The organism is Pseudomonas quasicaspiana (assembly GCF_021147825.1).
Classification (GTDB): Bacteria; Pseudomonadota; Gammaproteobacteria; order Pseudomonadales; family Pseudomonadaceae; genus Aquipseudomonas; species Aquipseudomonas quasicaspiana.
This window is the reverse complement of record NZ_JAGTPI010000063.1, coordinates 1-21,928: the sequence shown is the minus strand read 5'-3', so window position 1 is coordinate 21,928 and position 21,928 is coordinate 1. Positions and strand designations below refer to the sequence as shown.

The 21,928-nt window shown below is 57.6% G+C and carries 16 protein-coding genes and 1 pseudogene; 8 read left to right on the top strand and 9 right to left on the bottom strand.

Annotated elements, in window-relative coordinates; translation table 11 throughout:
* Positions 1-57: 57 nt before the first annotated feature.
* The 3 genes from KDX30_RS25010 (at position 58) to KDX30_RS25000 (ending at position 3,978) form a co-directional block, all read left to right on the top strand.
* Entirely contained in the window at positions 58-564 is a 507-nt protein-coding gene (locus tag KDX30_RS25010) for a sigma-70 family RNA polymerase sigma factor (protein ID WP_049826918.1), read from the top strand.
* Positions 561-1,490, top strand: coding sequence for a FecR domain-containing protein (locus tag KDX30_RS25005; RefSeq protein ID WP_231677781.1), 930 nt, complete (start codon positions 561-563; stop codon positions 1,488-1,490). The genes KDX30_RS25010 and KDX30_RS25005 overlap by 4 nt, the downstream gene beginning before the upstream one ends.
* Before the next feature lie 118 nt (positions 1,491-1,608).
* The gene (locus tag KDX30_RS25000) at positions 1,609-3,978 is read left to right on the top strand and encodes a TonB-dependent siderophore receptor (RefSeq protein WP_231677780.1); all 2,370 of its coding nucleotides are present in this window, start codon (positions 1,609-1,611) and stop codon (positions 3,976-3,978) included.
* Between the two features lie 173 nt (positions 3,979-4,151).
* On the opposite strand, the gene KDX30_RS24995 is transcribed toward KDX30_RS25000, so the two are convergent.
* The 3 genes from KDX30_RS24995 to KDX30_RS24985 all read right to left on the bottom strand — a co-directional run bounded on the left by KDX30_RS24995 (position 4,152) and on the right by KDX30_RS24985 (position 6,867).
* Complete coding sequence (locus KDX30_RS24995; RefSeq protein WP_231677779.1) at positions 4,152-4,937, bottom strand: sulfite exporter TauE/SafE family protein; 786 nt, start codon at positions 4,935-4,937, stop codon at positions 4,152-4,154.
* 465 nt (positions 4,938-5,402) lie between these two features.
* Positions 5,403-6,137, bottom strand: a complete 735-nt coding sequence (locus KDX30_RS24990) for an aspartate/glutamate racemase family protein (RefSeq protein WP_231677778.1) — start codon at positions 6,135-6,137, stop codon at positions 5,403-5,405.
* Positions 6,138-6,156: 19 nt separating this feature from the next.
* On the bottom strand, positions 6,157-6,867 hold the full coding sequence (locus tag KDX30_RS24985) for a GntR family transcriptional regulator (protein ID WP_231677777.1): 711 nt from the start codon (positions 6,865-6,867) through the stop codon (positions 6,157-6,159).
* Positions 6,868-7,168: 301 nt separating this feature from the next.
* Here KDX30_RS24985 and KDX30_RS24980 point away from each other — a divergent pair, with 301 nt between their 5' ends.
* Positions 7,169-8,605, top strand: coding sequence for an NCS1 family nucleobase:cation symporter-1 (locus tag KDX30_RS24980; protein WP_027902081.1), 1,437 nt, complete (start codon positions 7,169-7,171; stop codon positions 8,603-8,605).
* Between the two features lie 174 nt (positions 8,606-8,779).
* On the opposite strand, the gene KDX30_RS24975 is transcribed toward KDX30_RS24980, so the two are convergent.
* Together KDX30_RS24975 and KDX30_RS24970 are read right to left on the bottom strand one after the other, a co-directional pair.
* Positions 8,780-10,054, bottom strand: coding sequence for a glucarate dehydratase family protein (locus KDX30_RS24975; protein WP_231677776.1), 1,275 nt, complete (start codon positions 10,052-10,054; stop codon positions 8,780-8,782).
* Entirely contained in the window at positions 10,051-11,439 is a 1,389-nt protein-coding gene (locus KDX30_RS24970; RefSeq protein ID WP_027902083.1) for an MFS transporter, read from the bottom strand. The genes KDX30_RS24975 and KDX30_RS24970 overlap by 4 nt, the downstream gene beginning before the upstream one ends.
* A gap of 107 nt (positions 11,440-11,546) precedes the next feature.
* Here KDX30_RS24970 and KDX30_RS24965 point away from each other — a divergent pair, with 107 nt between their 5' ends.
* Positions 11,547-12,446, top strand: a complete 900-nt coding sequence (locus KDX30_RS24965; RefSeq protein ID WP_231677775.1) for a LysR substrate-binding domain-containing protein — start codon at positions 11,547-11,549, stop codon at positions 12,444-12,446.
* A 150-nt stretch (positions 12,447-12,596) separates the two neighbouring features.
* Here the strand turns inward: KDX30_RS24965 and KDX30_RS24960 are convergent, their stop codons facing one another.
* Positions 12,597-13,253, bottom strand: coding sequence for an ATPase (locus KDX30_RS24960; RefSeq protein ID WP_231677774.1), 657 nt, complete (start codon positions 13,251-13,253; stop codon positions 12,597-12,599).
* 298 nt (positions 13,254-13,551) lie between these two features.
* Positions 13,552-14,786: pseudogene (locus KDX30_RS24955) on the bottom strand (MFS transporter).
* 74 nt (positions 14,787-14,860) lie between these two features.
* Between KDX30_RS24955 and KDX30_RS24950 the strand changes: the two are divergent.
* Positions 14,861-15,544, top strand: a complete 684-nt coding sequence (locus tag KDX30_RS24950) for an ArsR/SmtB family transcription factor (RefSeq protein WP_231677773.1) — start codon at positions 14,861-14,863, stop codon at positions 15,542-15,544.
* On the opposite strand, the gene KDX30_RS24945 is transcribed toward KDX30_RS24950, so the two are convergent.
* Together KDX30_RS24945 and KDX30_RS24940 are read right to left on the bottom strand one after the other, a co-directional pair.
* Entirely contained in the window at positions 15,541-17,442 is a 1,902-nt protein-coding gene (locus KDX30_RS24945; protein ID WP_231677772.1) for a metallophosphoesterase family protein, read from the bottom strand. The genes KDX30_RS24950 and KDX30_RS24945 overlap by 4 nt on opposite strands.
* Before the next feature lie 674 nt (positions 17,443-18,116).
* Positions 18,117-18,989 (bottom strand): LysR family transcriptional regulator, encoded by an 873-nt coding sequence (locus tag KDX30_RS24940; RefSeq protein ID WP_231677771.1) that lies wholly within the window; start codon positions 18,987-18,989, stop codon positions 18,117-18,119.
* A gap of 116 nt (positions 18,990-19,105) precedes the next feature.
* Here KDX30_RS24940 and KDX30_RS24935 point away from each other — a divergent pair, with 116 nt between their 5' ends.
* Both KDX30_RS24935 and dctA read left to right on the top strand, forming a co-directional pair.
* Positions 19,106-20,278, top strand: a complete 1,173-nt coding sequence (locus KDX30_RS24935; RefSeq protein WP_027902090.1) for a mandelate racemase/muconate lactonizing enzyme family protein — start codon at positions 19,106-19,108, stop codon at positions 20,276-20,278.
* Positions 20,279-20,464: 186 nt separating this feature from the next.
* Positions 20,465-21,790, top strand: a complete 1,326-nt coding sequence (dctA, locus tag KDX30_RS24930; RefSeq protein WP_231677770.1) for a C4-dicarboxylate transporter DctA — start codon at positions 20,465-20,467, stop codon at positions 21,788-21,790.
* The last annotated feature ends 138 nt before the right edge of the window (positions 21,791-21,928 follow it).

The window sequence follows — 21,928 nt, the reverse complement described above, 5'->3', positions numbered from 1 at the left end:
TTGCCAATGGATTTCCAAGCCTGCATCATTTGTTAATGATTTTCATTGGCAATCGAGATGTCTCACGTTCTGCAACGTCGTAATGACTTACTTGTTCGCCTGTTTGGCGAGCATCACGGCTGGCTGCTGGATCGTCTGCGTGCACGAATGGGGTGTCGCCATGACGCAGCGGACATGGCCGCCGAAACGTTTGCCCACGTGGTGGCGTTGCCCGATACGCAGGTGATCCGTGAGCCTAGAGCTTTACTGACGACGATTGCCAAAAGGCTGATATTTGCTAGTTGGCGTCGGCGTGATCTGGAGCGTGCCTATCTCGAATCGCTGGCCGCCGAGCCCGAACTGTTCGAGCCCTCTCCCGAAGCGCGTTATCTGGTGATGGAAGCCTTGCTGGAGGTGGACCAGCTGCTTCACGGCCTTTCTTCCAGGGCCAGAGCTGCTTTTCTTTACAGTCAGCTGGACGGTTGGACCTACGCCCGGATCGGCGCTGAACTCGGTGTTTCCGCACCGCGGGTGCATCAATACGTTGTGCAAGGCCTCAAAGCCATTTGTGCGGTTGAGCGATGAGCGAGCTGCCCGTAGCCCTTGAACAGGCCATCGAATGGCATGCTCGCCAGGCTTCAGGACAGTTCACTGAAGGGGAACGTCAAGCGTTTGAGCGTTGGCTTGCGGCTGATCAATCCCACGTAGCGGCATGGAATGGTCTGCGTTCACGGCTTGATCAGACGTTCTCGCACTTGTCCGGCAGCCGCGCCCGTCAGGTCTTGATTACCGGGACCAGTCGTCGTCATTTGCTGCGCGGTGCGTTGGCCGTTGGCGGTTGTGCGCTGGCCGCTCGGCTGGTGACCTGGCCGGGCATGCCGCTGGACAGGCTGGCCGCAGATATTACGACTGCCAACGCCCAGCGCCAGACGTTTGTTCTGGCGGATGGCTCCAGCCTGACCTTGAACGCAGAAAGTGCTATCGATGTGAATTTCACCGCGAGCATGCGCACGGTGCGTTTGCTGCGCGGAAGTCTGATGGCAAGCATCGAATCCCAAGACCGTCCGTTCCAGTTGGTTTGCAAGGACGGCAGCGCGCAGTTGGCCTCCGGTCGGTGTTTGCTGAGCCAGTATCAGGATCACGCGCAGTTCTGGTTGAAAACCGGCACTGCGCAGCTCCGGTCGCAGCGTCAGGCGCTAGCGCTGACTAACGGGCATGGCGCGCGTCTGGATGCGCTGGGCTTACATCCATTGCCGGTCAGCCCAACCGATCCCGGTGCCTGGGTGCGTGGTTTGCTGGAGGTCAGTGATCAATCCCTCGGACAAGTGATCGACTCGCTGCGTCCTTATCGGCGTGGGGTGTTGCAGGTTTCTGATGCTGCGGCTTCTTTGCGTATCTCAGGTGTCTTCAATCTGGATAACAGCGATCAGGCCCTGGCAGCCTTGAAAGATATCCTGCCGCTGCGCATTGATCACTATTGGGGGCTATGGACCCGGATTGATCGGGTCTGAACGGCCCCTCTGGAAATAAAATCACGAGAGCCCTTAACAAATCGCCACCTCACTCTACAGAACAGGTAAAGGCGCCAGATTGTGCGCTCCGTTTTGCCAGCGAGGTTTAGCATTGTTCATGCGTCCATCACTTTTTACTCCGTTGTTCATGAGCCTGGCGATCGCCACCTCGGTAAGCGTTCAGGCTGCTGAAACACTGTATGACTTCTCTTTGTCTGCCGGGCCATTGACTGACACCCTGATTCAAATCGGTCAGCAAAGCTCGCGGCAGATTCTGTTCATACCCACTGATGTTGCCCAACGGGTTTCCGCACCAGTGAACGGCAGAATGAGCGCTACCTCGGCGGTGGAGCGTGCATTGCAGGGGAGCGGTCTGCGTCTGCAGGTCACGGCCAGTGGGGCGCTAAGCGTGCAGCCGGTGCCGAGTCAGGGCATGACGCTTGAAGCGACCAGCATCAACGCCGCTATTGCGGGAGATGGCAGCAACGGTGAGCCAGCGGGGTACGTTGCCCAGCGTAGCAGTGTGGGGACCAAGACCGATGCATCGTTGCTGGAAACGCCGCAATCAGTGTCGGTGGTGACCCGCGCCGAAATGGATCAGCGCAAAAGCGATAACCTCTCTGACGCGCTCAAATACACCCCCGGTTTTACCAGTCAGCCGAGCGGCTTCAGCCGCACTGCCGATGATTACACGCTGCGCGGCTTCAACGTTGGCGCGGGTACCGGCGGCATTCTTCGTGATGGCATGAAGCTGCAGTCCAACCCGTATGACGGTAGCGTCGAGGCTTACGGCCTTGAGCGCGTAGAAGTGCTCAAAGGTGCGTCGTCGGTGCTTTACGGTCAACTCTCGCCGGGTGGCATGATCAATACCGTCAGCAAGCGCCCCACGGATACGCCTTTGCACGAAATTGGCGTGGAGTTCGGCAACCATGATCGACGCCAGTACACCTTCGACCTGGGTGGCCCGCTGGACGATCAGGGCCAGTTCAGTTACCGGCTGACCGGCTTATGGCGCGACAGTGATACTCAGGTCGACCACGTTGATGATGATCGGCGTTACATTGCACCAGCCATCACCTGGCGTCCCGACGACGACACCTCATTGACGGTGCTGGCCAGCCATCAGGAAACCTATACCGGCTTCGCCCCGCCCACCAGCTATCGCATGACGACTTACAGTTCAACGCCTGGGTACAAGATTGGCCGTGATCAATTCACCGGAGAACCGGGCTACGACCATTTCAATAACCGTATGGATACCCTGGGTTACCTGTTCAGCCACGATTTCAATGAGAACCTGAAGGTCAATCACAGCCTGCGTTACTTTCAGGCGAACACAGACTGGAATTATCTGATTCCGTTCTCCATCGTCGGTTCTAATCTGCTTCGACGTTACAGCGAGCGAGACGAACGTTCGACTGGCTGGACGACCGATAATAACGTGCAGTACACCCTCGAGAGCGGATCGTGGAAGCACACCTTGCTCGCGGGCGTCGACTACTACCATAAGACCTATGATTCGCATCGCCACATCAGCGGCACGCTGGCGCAGTTTGCGCCACCATTGAATCTGGCCAACCCGGTTTATACCGGTGTCGGCGCCAATACTGCTGCAGACAGTGGTTCGGATCTGCACAGTGCCCAGTCAGGTATTTACCTGCAGGACCAGATCACCTTCGATGAAAAGTGGGTGTTGTTGCTGGGTGGGCGACAGGACTGGGCCGAGAGCCGCACTACCAGTCATGCTGATGAAAGCCGCCAGTCACGCAATGACAAGAAGGCGACCGGGCGTATCGGTCTGGTCTACCTCGCCGATAACGGCCTGGCTCCTTACGTGAGCTACAGTCAGTCCTTTCAGCCTGCCAGTGTCAGCAACCCCGCTTTCGGCAATGCCTTCGCGCCACTTGAAGGTGAGCAATATGAGTTGGGGCTGCGCTATCAGCCGCCAGGCACCGAGACAATGCTCAGTGCGGCGGTGTATCAGCTCACCCAGGACAACGCCCTCAGCTACGATGCCGCCAGTGCGACCTACGTGCAGTACGGTAAAACCCGCTCCAAGGGGCTTGAGCTGGAAGCCAAGACAGAGGCCACTGACAACCTGACGCTGACAGCGGGCTATGCCTATACCGATTCGCATGTCATCGAAGATCAGACGGCGACTAACGTCGGAAAGCGTATCGAAGGTGTTCCATATCACAGCGCAAGCGTCTGGGCGAGCTATCGTCTGGGCGCATTCGGTATTCCGCAAATGCGCGTGGCTGCAGGTGCCCGCTACATCGGCACGACCCGTACTACACCGACAGATTATGAAGGCAAGATAGGCGCTTACACCTTGGTCGACGCACTGGTCAGCTATGAAATCGGCAAGCACTGGGAGGTGGCCGCCAAGGCTCAGAACCTCGCGGACCGCAAATATCTGTACTGCAACACAACCTGCCGGTATGGCGATGAGCGAAGTGTGATTGGATCGGTGATTTATCGCTGGTAGCCCGAGGCTGCGAATGGCGGTGTATCGCGTTCGCAGCCTGCGGCAGCTCTCATCAAACAATACGCAAGCTAATGGATTGAAATGCATTCTCTGTAGGAGCTGCCGAAGGCTGCGAAGGATTTATCCTGACACCGCCATTCGCACCCTGCGGCAGCTGCTACAGAGGTCGTGAATCAGAAGACCAGCTTGTACCCGATAAACGCCAGCATGATCGCCAGGCACGGACGAAGAATTTCATCCGACACTTTGCCCGCAAGGTGGCTGCCCAGATAAATTCCCGGCAACGATCCCAGGAGCAGGAAGCCCAGAATCCTCCAGTCCATGTTGCCCATCCCGGCATGACCCAGACCTGCAACCAGCGTCAGCGGCACGGCATGGGCGATTTCGGTGCCGACCAGACGTCGGGTGGCGAGGAAGGGGTAAAGGATGAACAGCGCCACGGTGCCCAGCGCTCCAGCACCAATTGAAGTCAGGGCAACCATGGTGCCAAGAATCAGACCGGTGAAGACCGTAAGCGCATTCAGGCTCTTGCCGCTGGGGTTATAGCTTCCACCAGCGCGGTTGTGGGCGAACGCCAGTAGACGTTTCTTGAAGAACACCGCGGCGGCGGTGAGCAACAGAACAACGCCCAAGGCCTGCTTGATCACAGCGTTCATGGCATCGGGCGCGGCGTGCAGAGAGCTGAGGAACCACAACGTCAGCAGTACCGCCGGGACGCTGCCCATGGTCAGCCAACCGGTGATCTTCCAGTCGATGTTGTCGTTTCTTTTATGAACCCACACACCGCCAGACTTGGTGATGGCTGCATACAAAAGATCGGTACCCACGGCGGTAGCCGGGTTGACTCCGAACCACAACAGAATAGGCGTCATCAGCGAACCGCCGCCCACGCCTGTCATGCCAACGATGAAGCCCACTACAAGACCTGCGACCACCAACCCCAAACCACCAAAATCCATTACTGCTTCCCACAACAAAAAAGGGCGACTGTCAGAAAAAACTGGCGGGCAGCATAACGACGTTTTTAGGGATTTCTTATATCGATACGGTCTATCGATATATCTTTATTGGTGTTTGATAGGCACCGTCCCCTTGTCTATGACACTGCGCTGTCTAGTAGCAAAGATTGGACCCGTAGGAGCTGCCGAAGGCTGCGATCGCGGTGTATCAGGAGAAATGCTTCGCAGCCTTCGGCAGCTCCTACAGAAATGTATTTCAGGTCAGGTAATTGCATTTGGTTTGACAGGAGCCGTGCCCGTGTTCCTGACATTGCGCTGTCTTGTAGCAAACATTCGAACTGTAGGAGCTGCCGAAGGCTGCGATCGCGGTGTATCAGGAGAAATGCTTCGCAGCCTTCGGCAGCTCCTACAGGAAATGTATTTCAATCAGGTAGTTTGCATTTTGTCTGACGAGAGCAGGATTGATTAACGACCGAAATGCGCAAAGCGTCCGGTAAAGCGTTTGGCCAGCGGAAAGGCCAGATCCCCATGTTTGCTGGTAGCGAGCCCAAGTTCACCCAAAGCCTCGGCGAGTTTCACGGCTGCGGCGACGCCATCAACCACTGGTAAGCCGGTCATCTCGCTGACTAGCCCCGGCAAGTCCGCCATGCCACCGCAACCGAGAATAATTGCCCCCGCACCTTCGTTATCCCGGGCCTGTATCGCCTGTTCGGCAATGCGTTCTGCCAAGGCTTGCTCACCCATGCTTTCCAGTTCCAGAACCGGCACATCGACACAGCGCACCGAGGTGCAATGCTCGGTCATGCCGTAATTGCGCAACAGGTGCTCGGCAATGATTCGAGTGCGGGTCAGCGTTGTGACCACGGCAAAACGTGTGCAAATAAGGCTGGCAACATGAAAGGCGGCTTCGGCAATGCCGATCACCGGGCCTCGCGCCAGCTCTCGTGCGGCCAACAAACCCGGATCACCGAAGCAGGCGATGATGTGCGCATCGTATCCTGCAGCAACCCCTTTGCGAACTTCCTCGAGCACACCAACGGCCGCGATGGCTTCGTCAAAATGGCCTTCGATGGATTCCGGGCCAGACTCGGGGCAGCAGGCGATGATCTCTGTGCCGGGGCGCGCAACTGCACGAGCGGCGCGGCCGATACTGGCGGTCATGCTCTGGCTGGTGTTGGGATTGATGACCTGGATTTTCATTTATGGCTCGACTCGCGGATCAACGCTTGAAAATGGTTTTGAAGTCCGGCTCGACCGGCGTCACCTGATCGACCTGCAAGCTGGCGCGGATGCTTGCCAGATGTTTGCCCATCCATTGCGCAGCCGAAGCGCCTTTGCCTTCTTCGAGCAGCCCGAGCAATTCCTCGTGATCGCCACAGTCGCAGCCAACACTGTGCCGTGAGCCGTAAACAGCGATGATCAGAGACGAACGAGTGGTCAACTGGGCAACCTGTTCGGTCAGCACCTGATTGTCGGCCAGTGCGATCAACTGCACGTGAAAGCGCGCAGACAATTGAATGGCCCGGCTGTGCAAACCTTCGCGCTGGGCCTGGTGTTCTTGATCCACCAACGTACGCAGCGTTTTCAATTGCGCGGCATCTATCTGCTCCGCAACGGCAGACATTAACGCAGGCTCAATCAACTGGCGGGCGGCGAATACATCCTGAGCTTCTTTAGCGGTCGGCTGAGCGACCTCCGCGCCGCGATTGGTGCGCAAGGTCACCAGTCGCTCCAGTGCAAGCCTTTGCAGGACTTTGCGAATACCGGTGCGGCTGATGGCAAACACTTCAGCAAGGGCATCTTCCGGCAGGCGGGTGCCCGGCAACAGTCGGTGCTCGACGATGGCTTCAAGAATGTCCTGATAAATCTGTTCGTCGCGACTCAACGTCGAATCGCTCATGGCAGGACTGGCTAGGAAGAGAGGATTCATAGGGCCGCTTTAACCGGTGAATGTGAGGCTGATCGTATACAAACTCTGTACGGTTTGCCATCACTCACTTGGTGTGTCGCAACACTGATTGTATGCACTGCCAGTGCGCATCTATGCACTTTAATCGCGCATTTGCTGGCTTTCATTGATATCGATCAATTTCGCATAAGGCCTCTACTGCCTGCCCTGCGAGCCAATTCCTATGGTTTGGCATGCATCATGCCTTTCAGATCGTATACAAATAAAGCCAGCCTCCGTATGCAGTCTCCGGAGCGGCATCGATCAGAGGAGAGTGCGTGCGATGAATCCAGAAATTCCAAAGGGCTACAGCCCTCGCTTGTACAACGAAGATCTTGGCCCGGTTAAACAGAAGTGGACCTGGTACAACATCTTCGCGTTCTGGATGAGCGACGTGCACAGCGTGGGTGGCTATGTCTTCGCCGCCAGCCTGTTTGCGCTGGGCCTGGCCAGTTGGCAAGTGTTGATCGCTTTGCTGGTCGGGATCTGCATCATTCAGGTCATTGCCAACCTGCTCGCCAAGCCGAGTCAGCAAGCCGCCGTGCCTTATCCAGTCATTTGCCGATTAGCATTCGGTGTCTTCGGCGCCAACATTCCAGCAGTGATTCGCGGCTTGATCGCCGTCGCCTGGTATGGGGTGCAAACCTACCTGGCGTCCAGCGCGCTGGTTATCGTGGTGTTGCGCTTCTTCCCGTCCATGGAAAGTCTCGCTCAGGTGCAATTCGCCGGTTTGTCTTATCTGGGCTGGATGGGCTTTTTGACCCTGTGGGTGCTACAGGCCATCGTATTCTGGCGCGGTATGGATTCGATTCGCCGTTTCATCGACTGGGCCGGGCCGGTGGTCTACGCGGTCATGTTCATTCTTGCTGGCTGGATCGTCTGGAAAGCAGGCTGGAGCAACATCAGCTTTACCCTGTCGGAAAAATCCCTGAGCGGTTGGGAAGCATTCGGTCAGGTGGTCATGGCAACCGCGCTGGTGGTGTCTTACTTCTCCGGTCCTACCCTGAACTTCGGTGATTTCAGTCGTTATTGCCGAAGCATGGCTGACGTCAAACGCGGAAATTTCTGGGGCTTGCCGGTGAATTTCCTGGCGTTCTCGCTGGTGACGGTGGTGATCGTCTCCGGCACCTTGCCGGTGTTCGGTGAAATGATCCACGACCCGATCGCCACCGTAGCGCGTATCGACAACACCGTTGCCGTATTGCTGGGCGCTTTTGCCTTCGTGACCGCAACCATCGGCATCAACATCGTGGCCAACTTCGTGTCCCCGGCCTTCGACTTCGCCAACTGCGCCCCAAGCAAAATCAGCTGGCGTGCAGGCGGCATGATTGCGGCTGTGGCCTCGATCTTTATCACGCCGTGGAACCTGTTCAACAACCCGGAAGTGATCCACTACACCCTGGACGTGTTGGCAGCCTTCATCGGGCCGTTGTTCGGCATCCTGCTGGTGGACTTCTACATCATCAAGAAGCAGCAGATTGATGTGGATGCGTTGTTCGACGACACCCCAACTGGCCGTTACTGGTACACCAATGGCTTCAACCCGGTCGCTATCAAAGCCTTGCTGGCCGCGACCCTGATCGGTCTGCTGTTTACCTTCGTGCCCTGGTTCAAACCCATCGCCAACTTCGCGTGGTTTACCGGGTGCTTCCTGGGCGGCGCGTTCTACCTGGTGCTGGCGCGTCGGGATGTAAGAGCGGCTGCGCCTGCGTTGGCGTGATGTTCACCTTTAACTGTAGGAGCGCGCTTGCCCGCGATAGCGTCAGTTCAGCAACCTGTTCGTTGTCTGGCAAGCCGCAATCGCGGGCAAGCGCGCTCCTACGGAATCAAAACAAAAAAAGCCCGGCACAGGGGGAGTGTCCGGGCTAAAGGTTTGTCTGGTAAATCAGGTTGATCAGAACCGCGGTTTAACCGCCTTCCAGTCCGGCTTGTAACGTTGCATCTGTTTCACGTCATCGCGCTGACGGATGCCACAAGTCAGGTATTGGTCATGCAGCTTGCCCAGTTGATCCCGGTCCAGCTCCAGCCCCAGTCCCGGTGCGCGGGTGATTTTCACGCAGCCGTCGACAATCGGCAGCTTGCCGCCCTTGATCACTTCCTCGTCCGGTTCCTGCCACGGGTAGTGGGTGTCGCAGGCGTAATCCAGATTCGGCACTGACGCCGCTACATGCGCCATCGCCATCAAGCTGATGCCCAAATGCGAGTTGGAGTGCATCGACACCCCGAGCCCGAAGGTGTCGCACATTTTTGCCAGCGCTTGCGTGTCACGCAGGCCGCCCCAGTAATGGTGATCAGCAAGCACAATCTGCACACTGTTGAGCGCGACGCTGCGGCGGAACTCATCGAAATCCGTCACCACCATGTTGGTAGCAAGCGGCAAACCGGTGCGTTTGTGCAGCTCGGACATGCCCTCAAGACCTGGCGTTGGGTCTTCGTAATACTGCAGATCGTCGCCCAGCAATTCGGCCATGCGAATCGACGTTTCCAGCGACCAGTTGCCGTTAGGGTCGATGCGCAATGGATAGCCCGGGAAAGCCTTTTTCAGCGCCTTGATGCAGGACACTTCATGCTCAGGTGGCAGGGTGCCGGCTTTGAGCTTGATGCTCTTGAATCCGTATTCCTCGATCATCCGCCGAGCCTGGGCAACGATCTGCTCCTCGCTCAGCGCCTCGCCCCAGTTGTCCGGCTTGTAGGGTGAATCTACATGCTGGGCATACTTGAAGAACAGGTAGGCGCTGAAGGGGATCTCGTCACGAATGGCACCACCCAACAGATCCACCAGCGGTACGTTCAGGTAATGCGCCTGCAAATCCAGAAACGCGACTTCAAAAGCTGAATAGGCATTGCTTACCGCTTTGCTGGCGTGGGAGCCGGGGGCCAGTTCGGCACCGGCAATGCTCGCCGGTTTATTGGCCGCCACGGTCGCCTGCACAATAGTGCGTAGCTGGTTGAGATTGAACGGATCAAGGCCAATCAGCTGGCTCTGCAGTTGCTGCTGGATCGCCAGCGCTGGAGCATCGCCGTAGCTTTCGCCCAAACCGATGTGCCCGTTATCGCTTTCAACTTCAATGATCGAGCGCAGCGCAAAAGGCTCGTGAATGCCGCTGGCGTTGAGCAGGGGCGGGTCGCGAAAGGCGATTGGGGTGACGGTTACGCGTTTGATTTTCAAGAGGCTGCTCCCGATGTCAGGGCTTGAGGCTTATTCATGTTTTTTTTCGTGTCGTCGTCTTCCGGCTTGCCGCCCAACACACTTGGCGCATCGCCGCGAGGCTTGGTGCGGGCGAAGAAGATCACCACTGCAGCTACCAGTGAAGTAATCGCCAGGCCATACAAACCGCCTTCGATGGAACCGGTGGTTTGCTCAAGGAAGCCAAACGCAGTGGGCGCAACGAAGCCGCCGAGGTTGCCGATGGAGTTGATCAGAGCGATGACTGCCGCAGCGATTCGCGCATCCAGATAACCTTGCGGGATTGGCCAGAACAGTGCCGAGGCCGCTTTGAAACCAATTGCTGCGAAGCAGATGGCGACGAACGCGAAGACCGGGCCGCCTGTGGTGGACATGAACATGCCGAACGAGGCGATCACCAATGTCACCGCGACCCACGCCTGCTGATATTTCCATTTGCTGGCCATGGCCGCGAAGCCGTACATGGCGATGATCGAAATGATCCACGGGATCGAGTTGAACAGGCCGACCTGGAAGTCGCCCATGTTGCCCATCTTCTTGATCATGCTCGGCAGCCAGAACGTGGCGCCGTAGATGGTCAGAGCGATGGAAAAGTAGATGAAGCAGAACAGCGCAATCTGTTTGTCGGCCAGCAGTTTGAACATCGACGGCTTGATGGTCTGTGAGGCTTCGCGTTCACGCTGCTCCGTAGCAATGGCGCCAATCAGCGCGTCTTTTTCTTCAGTGCTGAGCCATTTGGCTTCGCTGGGATGCGACTGCAGCCAGAACCAGACAAACGCGCAGAGCACCACCGAGGCGAAGCCTTCGATCAGGAACATCCACTGCCAGCCGTGCATGCCCAGCCCGCTGACATTGAGCAGCGCGCCCGATACCGGCCCGGAAATGACTGATGCGATGGCCGAGCCACTGAGGAAGATCGCCATGGCCTTGCCGCGATCAGCGCCGGGCAACCACTGCGTGAAGTAATAAATGATGCCGGGGAAGAAGCCCGCTTCAGCCGCGCCTAGGATAAAACGCAGCACATAGAAACTGGTTTCACCTTGCACGAAAGCCATGGCCATTGCCGCCACGCCCCAGGTGAACATGATCCGCGTTAGCCATGCGCGAGCGCCGTAACGTTGCAGCAGCATGTTGGAAGGGACTTCGAAAATCGCGTAGCCAACGAAGAACAGCCCGGCACCCAGACCATAAGCGGCTGCGCCTATGCCCAGATCGGTTTCCAGATGGCTACGGACGAAGCCGATGTTCACCCGGTCAATGTAATTGACGATGAACATGATGACGAAGAGGGGCAGGACGTGGCGCTTGACCTTGGCGGCTGCCCGGGCAAGCGCTGAGGCGTCCGTCGGACTTTGGACTGTGTTCACTGAGGCGACTCCCGATCATTATTTTTTTGGGGACGAGTCGATCATGGACGCAGTCTTTGTTCCGGTCTAATCTAGATTGGCACTTGATTGATACCTGGAATGAATCAATGTTTGAGCTTGCCCAACTGCGTTGTTTCACCACCGTCGCCACCGAACTCAACTTTCGCCGCGCCGCTGAACGCCTGAATATGACCCAGCCACCCTTGAGTCGGCAGATTCAGTTGCTGGAGCATCATCTGGGAGTGGCGCTGTTTACCCGCAGCACTCGCAGCGTGGCATTGACGGCGGCAGGGCGGGCGTTTTTCGTGGAGGCGCAGAACCTGTTGGAACGCGCCCAGCAAGCTGCCGCATCCGCCAAGCGCTTTGCTGAAGGGGATATCGGTTCGGTGACCATCAGCTTCGTCGGCAGCGCGGTGTATGAGTTTCTGCCCAAGGTGATTGCCGAAGCGCGGCTCAAACAGCCGCAGGTAAAAATCTCGCTTGAAGAAATGAACACCTATCAGCAGCACGAAGCCATGCGGGCGCGGCGCATTGATCTGGGGATTGTTCGTTCACCCTTGCTGCAGCCAGGGTTTGCCACCGAGTGCCTGGTGCGTGAGCCGTTTGTGTTGGCGGTGCCCAGTACTCATCGGCTGGCTACTGCTGAAACGGTGTTAGTGTCGGATCTGGATGCCGAGCCGTTTCTGATGTATTCCCACGCCGCTTATCCGCCGTTCAACGAATTGCTGACCGGCATGTTCCGTTCGGCACGGGTGGCGCCGCAGTACGTGCAATGGCTGGGGTCGTCGCTGACGATTCTGGCACTGGTTAACGCCGGCATGGGCCTGGCGCTGGTGCCCCGCTGTGCAGCAAGCGTGGTGTTCAAGGGCGTGACGTTTCGCGACATCGATCTTGGGGAGGGCGTGCAAAGCGAACTGCACCTGATCTGGCGTTCGGACAATGACAATCCGGCGTTTGCTATGTTGCTGGATGCGATACGCGGGGCGGTGGCGGGGTCCCTGCAATAAATCTGGTGTACACAAAACCCTGTGGGAGCGAATTCATTCGCGAAAGCAGAGTGTCAGTCAAAGAAGATGTTGAGGCTGCTGACGTCTTCGCGAATGAATTCGCTCCCACAGGGTTTGAGTGTGTCTGTCGAGCTGTGTGGGCCCATTTCCTCAATTAGCCGCAACCTGCCCCGAAATCACCAGCGCCTTCAGCGAAGCATCGAACTGCTTCAACGCATTCACTTGCAGCACACGTTGCTGATCAATCTGCGCGGCGATTTCAGCGGCAGCCTTGTCATGCACCCACACAGAAGTCATTTCCTCGCCGCCATAACCTTCGGCCTTGCCGATGTATTGCAGGTTGGCGTCATAGAATTTGGCGACAAACCGCGCTTCAACCTGAGTATTACGCTGGGTCACCAGGCGGTTGTAAGTGTCGAGCATCACTACAACGTCAGGTCTGGCCTGCATCAGCGCATCAAGGTTGTCGTAGACAGTCACCGAGGCGAATTCTTTCTGCAGCGAACCTTTCAGCCAGTCGATGGCCAGTTTTGGATCGGAGCTATTGACGAAGGCTTCGCGAATTCTTGAATCCAGGTCGTTGTTCTTCGCGCCATTCAAAGCAACTGAATGGTATTGCTCAAGGTATTGAAGGGTGCTGATTGTGTTTTCGCTGTACAGCACACCCACCGACTGTGAATGCTGCAAGCCGGTGTTGCTGTCTGCGACCGGTTGTAAATGGCAAGTCGCTTGCCCGGCGGCGAAGGCAGGAGCAAAAGCACCGCCGGTCAATACGGCGACAAGCGTCAGCAGGGTAGAAACTCTCATCGCGTATTCCTCACAGGCGGTTCGGCATGTGGCTATCCTCCTCCTTTGCCGAAAAAAGCAGAACTTGCGAATTTTGATGGTGACTATCGATTGAATGAATGATGAGATTCTTGGGTGGAAATGCGTCCTATGTGGGAGCGAGGCTTGCCCGCGATCGCGTCAGCACAGGCAATATATTCATCGACTGACAGACCGAATCGCGGGCAAGCGCGCTCCTACAGGGTCCGTGTTTGCTGCGCGACCGCGTGGTGTCAGGGACACCGGGGCGACTCCCACAGGGATAGCATTCCAATTCAAGCTAGTGTGATTGCTTGATCGGCCCGACCTTCCCAACCAGCAAAACCACTATCGCCAGCCCTTGAATCGCCGCCGCCAAGGTAAATATCAATACTCCGCTATTCGCCTCACCACTCAACGACTTCACCACCCCGAAAATCGCCGGAGCAAACGCATAACAGCCTTGCGCCGTCGCGACGATCAGGGCCACGACGCGTTGGGCGTGCTGGCGCGGGAATTCCGCTTGAGCAATCAGTGGCGGCAGCGAAGTCGCGTTGCCGATGCCTGCGCCAAACAGGATCACACCCAGCCAGACCAGCCCTGGAGCCTGGTCAACGCCGAGCATTACGATGCAGCCCAGCAATTGAACGCCATAACTCAGGCACGCCACATTGCGTCGGTTTGCTTGTGCGGGCATGAACGAGCCGACCAGCGTCCGGCCAGCAATGGCACTGGCCGTTGCCAAACCCATCGCCAATCCCGCTTGTTGTTCTGTCAGATGCTGTACCAGCACCAGAAACAAATGCGTAATCAATCCGATCTGCGCAAACAAGCCCAGCGACATGCCCGCTGCCAGGGTCAAAAATTGCCGATTGCGCCACAGCGAACTCGAGGCTGATACGGCTGGGTTGATTGCATCGGCAAGCGGCTGGTCAGCACCGTCGGCGTATTGCCCCAAGTGTTCCGGGCGCAAGGCGAAGACCTTGAACGCCAGCAGCGCAATAACGCTGACCGACAGGCCACCCACCCACAGCGCTGCCTGACCAAAGCCAAGCTGACTGATCAGGTAAACCCACGCCGATGAAAAAATCACTCCGCCAATACTCGCGCCGTTGTAAGCCATGGCCAACGCGGCGGGGCGCTTGCTGACAAACCAGGGCGCGATAGCCGCATTGACCGCTGCCGCGCCCATGGTCACCCACCCCAAACCGCTGAGCAGCGCCGCGATAAACAGCTGATAAGGCTGATCCGCCACTGCCCAACCGTACACGCCAAACGCCAGGACGATGGAGCCCGCCAGCGTGACGCGGGCCAGGCCAAAGCGTTTGTAGAGACGGGGCAGATTGACGATCACCAGCGTGCCCGCCAGAAAGTGCAACGTCACTGCCGCCGAGCACAGTGACACCGACCAGTCAGTGCGCTGTAACACGGCATAGAGAAAATCGGTGGTCCGTAGAATCCAATACCCCAGCCAAACACAGCCATTACAAACGTGGCAGCCACGACTTTGCTGCCAAAGAAACCCGGTTGCTTCATGACTCAATCCCTAAATGTGCTGTGAACCTCAGTATGATGAGCGCCTAAAACGATGCTTCAGGGATGGCTGAACTATGGATGTCGAATGCGCGGAGGTTTCGCTCGCCGAAGTCGCGGGTGCCATTGCTGATCCGGCTCGCTCGCGCATGTTGTGCAGCCTGCTCGACGGTCGGGCGCGTACCGCCACCGAACTGGCTGCGGTAGCCGACGTGACAGCCTCCATGGCCAGCAATCATTTTTCGCGTCTGCGCGAGCACGGGCTGGTCGAGCAACTGGTGCAGGGGCGGCATCGTTACTATCGCTTGGCCAATAGCCGTGTGGCGCGAGCTCTGGAGTCGCTGCTGTCGATTACCGGCCAACCCGCTACTCCTTTCAAGCCCAGCACGCCCGAAGCACTGCGTCATGCGCGAACCTGTTACGACCACTGCGCAGGTGAGGTCGCGGTCAGGCTTCATGATGTACTGCTGCAAGCTAACTGGATCGAGGCGCAGGGCAAGGATTACACCCTCACCGAAAAGGGCGTCGAGCGACTGCTCAAACTGGGCGTCGATGTTGATGCCATGCGCGGCCAGCGCAGACGGCTGGCTTATCCGTGCATGGATTGGAGCGAGCGCTCACCGCACATCGGCGGCGCGCTGGGTGCCGCCATTCTGGAACTGATGCTCAAGCGCGGCTGGGTTACCCGACAGCTCGACTCCCGGGCCTTGAACGTCACGAGCAAAGGTCGTGACGCGTTGATCAAAACCTTCAGCGACTAAGCGTTAGCGTCAGGCTCGATGAATCGTGTCGGTTCACGCCCGTTGGCGTTGAGCTGATAAATTTCGGTTGGCCGGCCGTCGGCATCGAAAAACACATGACCCACGCCCGCTGAGTTCCATAGTCGCTCACCGGCTTTGCTGTGTTCTGGGATACGCGGTACTACGCGCATCAGGCGTCGCTTGGTAAACCAGTTCAGTGGCGAACGAGGCGAGTACAGCCAGCGATTCAGGCGGTCGAACCAGTCCAGCAGGCTTTGCGGGAATTCGTTTTTCAAACCGCTGCTGGTGACCTGCCAGATATGCGGGTTGGCGGTCCGGTGGCGAATCAGGATTTTATAGACGAACGAGTAATGCACGTCCCCTGACAGGATCACGTAATTGCCCGGCGTGCGTGAGTGACGAAAGATATTCAGGATGACCTGCGCTGCGCCTCGATGCGCCATCCAGTTTTCGGCATCGACCAACAGAGGATGACCGCACCAGCTGAACACCTTTTGCACGGTTTCAATCAGCTTCACGCCGAATACAGGCGCGGGTGAAACGATGATCGCCGAAGGGTGATCGAGCAAATCCTGTTGCAGTTCACTGAGCGCTTCCCAATCCAGCAGACCGGAAGGCTGATGCAGGTTGAATTCGCTGCGCCAGCGCCGGGTCCGGGTGTCGAGCACCACCAGTGCCGGGGAAGTGGGCAGCACGTAATGCCATTGCTGAAACTTCAGCAGCCGGGTGATCAACGTATCCAGGGTTTCACTCTGCAGATAACCGTTTGCATCAGGCGTTTGCTTGACCAGGTGCTGTGTCTGCTCCAGCAAATCAGGGAAGGCATCCGGATTATTGCCCCAGCCCTGGCACAGCAAATAGGCCAGCAGCGCATTGCCGATGATGCGCTTGGAAAACGGGTGGCCGTAGGCAGTCTCTTCCCATTTTGCCGAGAGGTTCCAGTCGTCCGTTACGTCATGATCGTCGAAGATCATCAGGCAGGATAAATGCGCGAAAACCCGCGCAACGCCCCCCAAACCATCAACAAAAGCGTCTATACGTTGTTGTTCCTGCTCATAGCGAGGCTGTTCACCCGCTTCGAAAACCGGAGGCGTCGGGTTGATCAACGTCCACGGCACTGGCGACCAGACCAGCAGGTACATGGCGAGCACTTCGGAGAACGTCACAAGATGGTTGTCGGCCGTGCTGCTGGTGAAAATCGGTTTGCGCGCGCCGCCAAAGAACCGTTCACGCAGGGTGTCGTTGCTCTTCAGTGCCGGTAACAGGTCGGCGCGGTTGTAGTAGCTGGCCGGATGGTTGTAGAGCTCGGCGCTGTCGTCGACGATCGCACCTTCGAGACGCTCGTGGAACAGGCCCAGACGCTCGATCAACGCATGGATGGCGCGCAGCATTGGCCCGGCCACATCATCGGCGTAGATCTGATCGCCGCTCATCATCAACAGCGCAGGGCGATGCTCGGCATCCGGGTTGGCCGCCAGCAGCCGGTCGGCGCACAGCAGGCCTTCGTCTGAAGCGTGATGGGGTTTGCGGCAGGAGCCATGGAGCAGTTGTTCGATGGTGCTGCGCAGTACGAAATCCGGCAGGGATCGGTCGGGGTACAGCAAATGCGGTGCCCATTCAGCGATGCCTTGCTGGCCGTCGATCAATACATCGTAGGCAATGGCGATATCGCAGGGCAGGGCGTCATCCAGTGGCACGTCGATCAAGTGAATGAACGCACTGCGGCCTACCGCAACGACCTGACATTGCTGTTTATTCAACGGGTAATCACGGTCTGGCAAGCGCAGCGTCAACGTCAACGGCCGTGAACCCACCAGCCACATCACCAGACGCCGAGGCTCAAGACGACGCAAAATCGGACCGGCAAGAACGGCGGGAAGGGAATCAGTTGAAGACATCCGGCAAATGCACCCAGGCAACAAAGAGCCGTCGATAGTACCTCAGTTGATCAGGAACTGAGGTGGGGCAATGAATTGACGTGGGACCGGCTAAAGCCAGTCCCACTGGGTCGCGGTTGACTTGAGTCGTGCGCAAATCCCGTGGGAGCGAATTCATTCGCGAATGCGATAGGCCAGGCAATAAAAATATATCGGCTGTACTGGCCTCTTCGCGAATGAATTCGCTCCCACAGGGCCATCATGAGCTTGATCTTAACGTCAATCTTCGGAAGGGTTTTTAGCGTGAAGTCAGGTAAGCCAAATCTCTGGGTGCGAATTCATGCTCTTGGCCACAGCAAACCGGTGGGAGCGAATTCATTCGCGAATGCGATAGGCCAGGCAATAAAAACATATCGGCTGTACTGGCCTCTTCGCGAATGAATTCGCTCCCACGGGGCCATCATGAGCTTGATCTTAACGTCAATCTTCGGAAGGGTTTTTAGCGTGAATTCAGGCAAACCAAATCTCTGGGTGCGAATTCATGCTCTTGGCCACAGCGAACCGGTGGGAGCGAATTCATTCGCGAATGCGATAGGCCAGGCAATAAAAATATATCGGCTGTACTGGCCTCTTCGCGAATAAATTCGCTCCCACAGTTGGTCCCCATTTACCCCGATGAATCGTAGGATCCGGCGCTACCCCAACCCACTCCAGAACGCCTCGGCAAAATCACTCAGCGGCGTGCGGGCGCGGAACAGGCGGATTTCCACGGGGATGTCCCAGGTTTCTTCCAGGGCCCGAACCAGCCGGTTTTGGCTCATTTCAGACTCAGCCAATGTGCGTGGCAACCACGCCATGCCTTTGCCTTCCTGCACCATCGACAGCAGCACCGCCGCCAGGTGGGAGCTGAACAGGGTTTGCAGGGGCGGCTCGGGCTGCGAACGGTTGAGACGCCAGTTGATGATCCTGCCCAGCCCTGAATCTGCGGTGTAGCCCAGATAATCCAGCGGTTGATTGGGTTCCCCGCTGCGCTGACCCGGTGCGCGCAGGGGCAGGAGCACATCAAGGCCCACTGCTTTACCCAGAAACTGCTCACTGGCAAATCGTGGCGGAACGTCCGGGTGATGGTGGCAAAGCAGGAACTGCACCTCTCCATTCAGCAGCATTTGCTCGCAGGAGCGCATGTTGTCCGAATGCAGGCGTACGCCTTCGATGGGCGCTTCACGCTCAATGCTCCGGATCCAGCCGGGAAAAAACGTGAAAGACAGTGAATGAGTCGCCGCGAAATACAGCGTGCGCAACTGTTTGCCTGCCAACTCGCGCGCATCCAGACGCATTTGGTGCAGGCGGCGGGTCATGTCCTGCGCGTTACCGAGCATCTGCCTGCCGACGTCGGTCAGGGTCGCACCATGGGTGGTGCGTTCGAACAACTCAACGCCCATCCAGTTTTCCAGCGACTTGATCCGGCGGCTGAACGCCGGTTGGGTGACATGGCGTGAGTCAGCCGCACGAGAGAAGTTTTCCAGTTCTGCCAGTGCGACAAAGTCTTCCAGCCAAGCGAGTTCCATGGGCGATGCCACCTGTGCATGAGGTGCTCGATTATAAGCATTGGCTGCGCCTGGGCCGCTAGCCCTAGAGTTCTCTGGCATCGGCAACAACCTAATAATCAGAGAGGACTCATCCCATGCGCATCGTGGACATTCGCGAGAAAACCGTTTCTATCGCATCGCCCATTGCCAACGCCTACATCGACTTTTCGAAAATGACCTGCTCGGTTGTTGCCGTCATCACCGACGTAATTCGCGATGGCAAACCGGTCATCGGTTATGGCTTCAACTCCAACGGGCGTTACGGCCAGGGCGCGCTGATGCGGGACCGGTTTCTGGCACGTGTCGCCGAAGCAGACCCCGAGAGCCTGATCGACCACGAGCGCAACAACCTCGACCCGTTCGCCATCTGGAAAACCCTGATGACCAACGAAAAGCCAGGCGGCCACGGCGAGCGTTCGGTGGCAGTCGGCACCATCGACATGGCGGTGTGGGATGCAGTCGCGAAGATTGAAGGCAAACCGCTTTATCGCGTGTTGGCTGATCGTTATCGCGACGGTGTCGCCGATGACAAAGTCTGGGTCTACGCGGCAGGCGGTTACTACTATCCGGGCAAGGACCAAACCAAGCTCAAGGCTGAAATGCAGAGTTATCTGGACCGCGGCTACGACGTGGTGAAGATGAAAATCGGTGCCGTACCGCTGGACGAAGACATCCGCCGAATCGAAGCCGTGCTGGAAGTGGTGGGCGATGGCCGTCGTCTGGCCGTGGACGCCAACGGTCGCTTCGACCTGAAAACCTCGATTGCCTACGCCGAGGCCATCAAACCCTACAACCTGTTCTGGTACGAAGAGGCGGGCGATCCGCTGGATTACGCGCTTCAGGCTGAACTGGCCAACCACTATGACCTGCCCATGGCGACCGGAGAAAACCTGTTCTCCCACCAGGATGCCCGCAACCTGCTGCGCCACGGCGGCATGCGCCCTGATCGCGACTTTGTGCAGTTCGACTGCGCGCTGTCTTACGGGCTGGTGGAATACCTGCGCACCCTCGACGTGATGAAAGAACTGGGCTGGTCATCGCGCCGAGTCGTCCCCCATGGCGGCCACCAGATGTCGCTGAACCTCGCAGCAGGCCTGCACCTGGGCGGCAACGAATCCTATCCCGACGTGTTTCAGCCATTTGGTGGTTTCGCCGACGGCATCAAAGTCGAGAACAGCTACGTCGGCTTGCCGGACATCCCGGGCGTCGGTTTCGAAGCCAAGTCTGCGCTGTACGCCGTGATGCGCGAGCTGGGCGAGTTGGCCTGAACTCCCTCTTTTTCGCAGTGAATTTTGACCTGTGGGAGCGAGGCTTGCCCGCGATAAGGCTTGACGCTATGGGCCTGAAATCGGCGGTGTTCTTATCGCGGGCAAGCCTCGCTCCCACAGTCCTCATTCGCTCTGCAGGGAAGTACCAAATCTAATTCCTCATACAACAACAAGATCGAGGTTCTCATGAACGACACACCCACACCTACACGCTGGTACGGCCAGCTGTATGTCCAGGTGCTGATCGGTATCGTCATTGGCGGTGCCATCGGTTTCTTCCTTCCTGACATCGGCGCAAAGCTGCAACCCCTCGCCGATGGCTTCATCAAACTGATCAAAATGCTGCTGGCGCCGATCATTTTCGGCACCGTGGTGGTCGGCATCGCCAAAATGGGCAGCATCAAGGAGGTCGGCCGTATTGGCGGCAAGGCGCTGATCTACTTTGAGGTGTTATCGACGTTGGCGCTGGTTATCGGCCTTGTCGTGGTCAATGTCCTCAAGCCAGGCGTCGGGATGAATATCGACGTCAACAGCCTCAATGCCAGCGCGGTCAACGGCTACACCCAGGCGGCTGCGGCGCAGGGCGGTGTGATCGAGTTCTTCCTCGGCATCATCCCTACCACACTGTTCGATGCGTTCGCCAAAGGCGCGATGTTGCAGGTGATTCTGGTCTCGGTATTGATGGGCGTTGCGCTGGTGCAATTGGGTGAAACCGGCAAGCCGCTGGTCAACGTCATCGATCTGCTCCTGCAAACCCTGTTTCGCATTGTCGCGATGGTCATGAAACTCGCTCCTCTGGGTGCGGGCGCAGGCATGGCATTCACCATCGGCAAGTACGGCATCGGCACACTGATGTCGTTGGGGCAGTTGATCATCGCCCTATATGTCACGACGCTGTTCTTCATCGTTGTCGTACTGGGCAGTGTGGCGCGCTGGTCGGGCTTGCCGCTGTTGCAGTTCCTGCGCTACTTCAAAGATGAAATCCTCGTCACCCTCGGGACCTGCTCAACCGAAGCCGTGTTGCCACGCATGATGGTCAAGCTGGAAAAACTGGGCTGCAAAAAGTCGGTGGTGGGTATGGTCTTGCCAACGGGCTACACCTTCAACTCCGATGGCACCTGTATCTACCTGACCATGGCGGCGATCTTTGTGGCGCAGGCAACCAACACGCCGCTGACCTTAATGGATCAACTGGTGGTGCTAGGCGTGTTGTTGCTGACATCGAAAGGTTCGGCGGGCGTTGCGGGTGCAGGCTTTGTCACCCTGGCCGCAACGCTGTCGGTCATTGGCGATATCCCGCTGGTGGGCCTGGTATTGTTGCTGGGTGTCGACCGCTTCCTCAACGAAGCGCGGGCGGTGACCAACCTGATCGGTAATGGCATCGGCACCATCGCGATTGCCAAATGGGATGGTTCGTTCGACCAGGCCCAGGCAGCGCGGGAAATCGCGGCGATGAAAGAGCAGAGTTCGCCGAGGAAAGGGGCGGGTAAAACGGTGAATAAGCTTGTTTGAGGCGCATTCAACCGAATTGAAATGCAATTCCCTGTAGGAGTGAGCTTGCTCGCGATACACGGCGGCGGGGGGGGGTGCGGGGGGGTGTACGCCGCGAGGCACGCCCACCAGACAAACACACACAGATTTTTTTGGTGG